Source organism: Desulfobacula sp., assembly GCF_021107415.1.
Genome location: NZ_JAIOSW010000475.1, coordinates 1 through 4,829, shown reverse-complemented (window position 1 = coordinate 4,829; position 4,829 = coordinate 1). Strand labels below are relative to the sequence as shown.

Below are 4,829 nucleotides of genomic sequence, written 5' to 3'. Positions count from 1 at the left end.
ACGGTTCATACGCCATTGATCAATACGATGAGCCTGATATAAACAGAAAAGACAATACACTCGGCATTGGTGCAGGTCTTATATGGTCACCATTGCAATGGCTGACACTCAACCTTTCCTGGTCATTTACTGATTTTGATACAGATGCAGCTGCCAGAGAAGATTACCAGGAAAATATTGGAATGTTCACCATCAGCATGACCCCTTCAAGGCCTGTAAGGTTTCAGTCATCAACCCCGAGAGCCACACTGGAAAACAGACTTTTTGACTAAACTATGTAAAGTACTGAAAATGGACCTTAGCAATTTTTATGAACAAAAGTATGAGAACATCATTCGTGAGAAACTTATTAAACTCTGCATTAACAAACGCTGCCTCATTTTTTTATTTGGTTCCCGTGCCTGCAACACCAATTACAAGGGTTCAGACTTTGATGTAGGTATCCTGGGACTTTCAGACAAAGAATTTTATTCTGTTTCCTCTAAGTTTGATGAGTTTTTAGAAGAAAGTATTGTGCCATATAATGTAGATCTTATCAATTTTAATACTGTCAGCCCGAATTTTAAAAAAAAGGCTTTAGAAACAATTATAACATGGAAGACAGACTAAAATATAAAACCAAACAACTTAAAAAAGCAGTCAATGATCTTGGTGTATCCTTAACCATAAACACAAACCTAATGGCCCCTGAAGTCATTGATACAATAAAATCCGGCCAGGTACAAAAGTTTGAAGTTGTTGTTGATCTTTTGTGGAAAACTTTGAAAATTTTTTTATATGAAATCAATGGTATTATAGAAAATAGTCCTAAAAAGGTTATTAAAAAATATTTTCAAATTGAAGAATGCGAATATTCTGATTATGAATGGCTGATAAAGATGATAAACATGCGAAATGAGTTAAGCCATATTTATGATTCTGAAAAATTTGAGCAAATTCATTCTCTGTTGAATGAAGCCTTCACGGTTATAAAAAGAGTTGTCAAAAAAATATAAAAAAACTATCCTTCTGACATTTGATGTTGAAGATTGGTTCCAGGTAGAGAATTTTAAAGAGTATATTCCTTTCTCAAGTTGGGACTCTCATCAACTGCGAGTCGAGAAAAATACCCACACCATTTTAAACCTTCTTGATTCTTTTACCTTTAAACCAAAAGCAACCTTCTTTGTCCTGGGCTGGATCGCCAACAAACTACCGGCACTTGTTCGTGAAATCCATGCAAGAGGACACGAGGTTGCAAATCATGGCAACCACCACCATCTATGTACAAAACAAACCTTCAAAGAGATTATTGAAGATTTAAAAACAGGCAAAAAATTACTCGAAGATATTATAGGAAAAAGAGTTTATGGATACCGCGCACCAAGCTTTGCCATAAATAATGATATCCTGAAAATAGTAAGAGATACAGGCCACCTTTATGATTCAAGCTTTAACTCTTTTAGCCTGCACGGAAGATATGGAACCATTGATCTTCCTGATAGTTCTGATTTTTTTGAACTTCCCATCAGCAATCTGACTATCAATCAAAAAGTTTTTCCCCTTGGGGGTGGAGGATATTTTAGATTAATACCTTTCCCTTTATTTAAACTTGGCATGAATTGGGTTTTAAACAAAGATAAGACCTTTCTTTTTTATTCCCACCCATGGGAATTTGACCCGGATCAACCAAGAGTAGAACAGGCTTCAACAAGTTTTAAATTTCGGCATTATATTAATCTTAACAAAACCCAGAACAAACTTAACGCACTGATAAAAAATTTCAACAACTTAAAATTTATAACCTGTATTGATTATCTTCAACAATAGCCCTTTGTGCGGGTACTGGGATTGAGTTGGAATTGATTTTTTATTATTTCCTTGCATAATCAGGATACGGAAATTTTTGGATTGACACGTATCCATACCCATGGTATTGACATAGTATCATACTAAGGAGACATATAAAATATGCATACCCAAAAGGTTGCTATTACTATTCCGAAAGAATTAGTAACAATGATTGATGACATCAGTAAAAAAAGAGGGTTATCAAGAAGTAAATTTATTTCCATGATACTCAGAGAAAAGATTATGTCGGAAAGAAACCGTTATATCAAGGACGCTTATGATCGGGTCTTTTCAGACGAATCACTAAGAAAAGAACAGCGTATCAGCGCTAGGTGGTTTGAAGGATTAGGAACTGAAGAGGGCCAGGAATGGTAATCCGAAAAGGTTCTGTTTATTGGGTGGATTTTTCACCTTCAAAAGGCTCCGAACCAATGGGAAAGCGACCTGGACTTGTGGTTCAAAATGATCTGTTGAATGACAGTAAATTGAACACGGTTATTGTGGTGGCAATTACATCAACTTTAAAATTTGGCGAATTACCGGGCAATGTGACCTTGCGAAAAGGTGAAGCAAATCTTCCCAAAAGATCGGTGATTAATATGACGCAGATAAAAACTGTAGACAAGGTCAGCCTTAAAGAAAATATAGGCAGCCTAACGAAAGAAAGGATTTCCGATGTTTATAAAGGCATGAAACTTGTCATGGATATCCCTTAATTTCTGGCTTTGTGCCGTAGTGTCTTCGTGCGAGAAAAAAATAAGATAATTCCATGAAAATTACCCATCTCGGAGCAAAAAATTGTGTCACCGGGTCCTGTCACCTGATCCAAACCCGTCCGGAATCCCGTGACTGCATAAACATTCTTGTGGACTGCGGCAAGGCATATGGCCGTGACCCTGAACTGCCCTTTGACCAGTTTCCTGTTCAAGTCGCAAAGATTGAATACCTGTTTTTAACCCATGCCCACATCGATCATATCGGCAGGGTGCCGGACCTTATCGATGCCGGTTTCCAGGGCGAGATCATCTGCACCCATGCCACCAAAGCGCTGTTGATTCCCATGCTCCATGATGCCATGTCTTTTTCCAACAGAACCGACAAAGCTGTACACCGCCTGGAAAATATTATTGATGATCTGGCATGGGGCTTTGAGCTTCATGAAACCTTTTCCCTTAAACAGGGAATCACATTCAAACTGAGTAATGCCGGACATATCCTGGGGTCTTGTTTTATCCTGTTCAATTTTCCGACCCACCTGTCTAAAGACTTTAACCTGAAGGTCACACGCAAAGTAATTTTCTCAGGAGACCTTGGATGCACGGATACACCCATACTGCCGGACCCTGACCCGCCCGATGCCTGTGATCTTCTTGTCATGGAATCCACCTATGGAGATCGAAATCATTTCAACAGAAAAGGCAGACTTAACGCTCTAAAAAAAATGCTCCATAAAGCCCTTGCTGATAAAGGCGTTGTTTATATCCCCGCCTTTTCCCTTGGAAGAACCCAGGAACTGATTTATGAGCTGGACAGGCTTGGAATAAAAGTCCCTGTTTTTATTGATTCTCCCCTTGGACTTAAAATCACAAAAATTTACTCATACCTTGAAGCATTTTGGGATAAAGAGGCAAAGGATCTAAAAAAAAAGGGCGACCATCCCATTGATTTTAAAAATCTATATGCAGTAGAGAAATACCGGGATCATAAAAAACTTCTGAACATCACCGGTCCTGCCATCATCATAGCCGGCAGCGGCATGTGTACCGGTGGACGTATTGTGGATCACCTGAAACACGGCCTTGAAGATCCGTTAAATGACATATTTTTTGTTGGATACCAGGCAAAGGGAACACCTGGAAGACGCATGATTGAAAAACAAACCCCTGTTAAGGCGGGCATCCATACCCTTACAGGTTATTCAGCCCATGCTGATCAGAACATGCTTGTCAATTGGGTAAAATCCATGCCAAAACCGCCAGGAGAAATCCGGCTGGTACATGGGGAAGCCAATGCCCGTCATGCCCTGACCCGGGCTTTAGGATTGTGATCAAACCTGACCCCGCTTAATTCAAAATTTAAAACTAAAAACTAATAATCACAAGCAACCTCTTAAGAATCCTTAAAATATTTAAAATCATTTACAAAACATTGACCATGGTATAGTTGTTGCTATTTATAAAACAAGTCTGAGCAATTCTCCTTTTCGGCGCGCAGCCTCTTGTAACCGACAAGGCGGAGCTGTATATTTAATAAGGACACATTGAATTCAAAATTAAAAATAATCCGTTGGCAACAGAGATTTCAAAATCTCGATAAAGCTTTCACTCAGTTGAAAAGAGGGCTGGCAATAGAACATCCAAGTGATATTGAGCAGCAGGGTATTATCCAGAGTTTTGAATTCACCTTTGAGCTTTCGTGGAAAACCTTAAAAGACTATCTGGAAGCGCAGGGTGTTACCTGTCAGTTTCCCAGAGAAATCATTAAAAAGGCTTTTCAGCATCAGATAATTTCAGAGGGAGAACTTTGGCTGGATATGCTGGGTAAAAGGAAGCTACTGGCCCATACCTACGATGAAAACCTTGCCATGGAAGCATATAGATTAATAAAACAGAATTTTGCTCCACAGATCAGCAAATTAGTGCAATGGTTACGGGATTGTAATGAGCGGGAAGGAAATTGATTTACCAGCAAAGACCATTATCCAGATGGTCTCCATTTTTTCTACATACCCTGAAGTTGAAAAAGTGGTGGTTTTCGGCTCCAGAGTTCTGGGCAACGCCAAACCCGGCTCAGATGTTGATTGTGCAATCAGTGGAAAAAATGTAACGTCACAGCTTGTCAGCAGAATCCAAAACTATCTGAAAGAAGAAACATTGTTACCTTATTTTTTTGATTGTCTTTGTTTTGAATCAATACAAAATCAGGATCTGTGCAAACACATTAATACATATGGAAAGGTGTTATACGAGAAAAAATGATACAATTCATCCGATTAAATT

The 4,829-nt window shown here is 38.8% G+C and carries 8 protein-coding genes and 1 pseudogene; all 9 read left to right on the top strand.

What is annotated here, in order from left to right; translation table 11 throughout:
- A pseudogene (locus K8S13_RS23745) lies at positions 1–272 on the top strand (hypothetical protein); the annotation flags it as partial.
- Positions 265–609 carry a nucleotidyltransferase family protein gene (locus K8S13_RS23740; protein ID WP_291466208.1) on the top strand — a complete coding sequence of 115 codons (345 nt, stop codon included), beginning with the start codon at positions 265–267 and terminating at the stop codon, positions 607–609. The pseudogene K8S13_RS23745 and the gene K8S13_RS23740, both read left to right, overlap by 8 nt.
- Positions 594–995, top strand: a complete 402-nt coding sequence (locus K8S13_RS23735; RefSeq protein ID WP_291466207.1) for an HI0074 family nucleotidyltransferase substrate-binding subunit — start codon at positions 594–596, stop codon at positions 993–995. The genes K8S13_RS23740 and K8S13_RS23735 overlap by 16 nt, the downstream gene beginning before the upstream one ends.
- Complete coding sequence (locus tag K8S13_RS23730) at positions 979–1,809, top strand: XrtA system polysaccharide deacetylase (protein ID WP_291466206.1); 831 nt, start codon at positions 979–981, stop codon at positions 1,807–1,809. The genes K8S13_RS23735 and K8S13_RS23730 overlap by 17 nt, the downstream gene beginning before the upstream one ends.
- A 141-nt stretch (positions 1,810–1,950) precedes the next feature.
- Entirely contained in the window at positions 1,951–2,205 is a 255-nt protein-coding gene (locus K8S13_RS23725; protein ID WP_291466205.1) for a ribbon-helix-helix domain-containing protein, read from the top strand.
- Positions 2,199–2,546, top strand: coding sequence for a type II toxin-antitoxin system PemK/MazF family toxin (locus tag K8S13_RS23720; RefSeq protein WP_291466204.1), 348 nt, complete (start codon positions 2,199–2,201; stop codon positions 2,544–2,546). Before K8S13_RS23725 ends, K8S13_RS23720 begins: the two co-directional genes overlap by 7 nt.
- A 53-nt stretch (positions 2,547–2,599) precedes the next feature.
- On the top strand, positions 2,600–3,877 hold the full coding sequence (locus tag K8S13_RS23715) for an MBL fold metallo-hydrolase (RefSeq protein WP_291466203.1): 1,278 nt from the start codon (positions 2,600–2,602) through the stop codon (positions 3,875–3,877).
- Positions 3,878–4,090: 213 nt separating this feature from the next.
- Positions 4,091–4,510: a nucleotidyltransferase substrate binding protein gene (locus K8S13_RS23710; protein WP_291466202.1), complete on the top strand. Its 420-nt coding sequence runs from the start codon at positions 4,091–4,093 to the stop codon at positions 4,508–4,510.
- Complete coding sequence (locus K8S13_RS23705; protein ID WP_291466201.1) at positions 4,491–4,808, top strand: nucleotidyltransferase domain-containing protein; 318 nt, start codon at positions 4,491–4,493, stop codon at positions 4,806–4,808. Before K8S13_RS23710 ends, K8S13_RS23705 begins: the two co-directional genes overlap by 20 nt.
- Positions 4,809–4,829: the final 21 nt, after the last annotated feature.

Coding starts and splice junctions, on each gene's coding strand:
- K8S13_RS23715 (WP_291466203.1), top strand. CDS start 2,600: ATGAAAATTACCCATCTCGGAGCAAAAAATTGTGTCACCGGGTCCTGT.
- K8S13_RS23720 (WP_291466204.1), top strand. CDS start 2,199: ATGGTAATCCGAAAAGGTTCTGTTTATTGGGTGGATTTTTCACCTTCA.
- K8S13_RS23735 (WP_291466207.1), top strand. CDS start 594: ATGGAAGACAGACTAAAATATAAAACCAAACAACTTAAAAAAGCAGTC.
- K8S13_RS23705 (WP_291466201.1), top strand. CDS start 4,491: ATGAGCGGGAAGGAAATTGATTTACCAGCAAAGACCATTATCCAGATG.
- K8S13_RS23725 (WP_291466205.1), top strand. CDS start 1,951: ATGCATACCCAAAAGGTTGCTATTACTATTCCGAAAGAATTAGTAACA.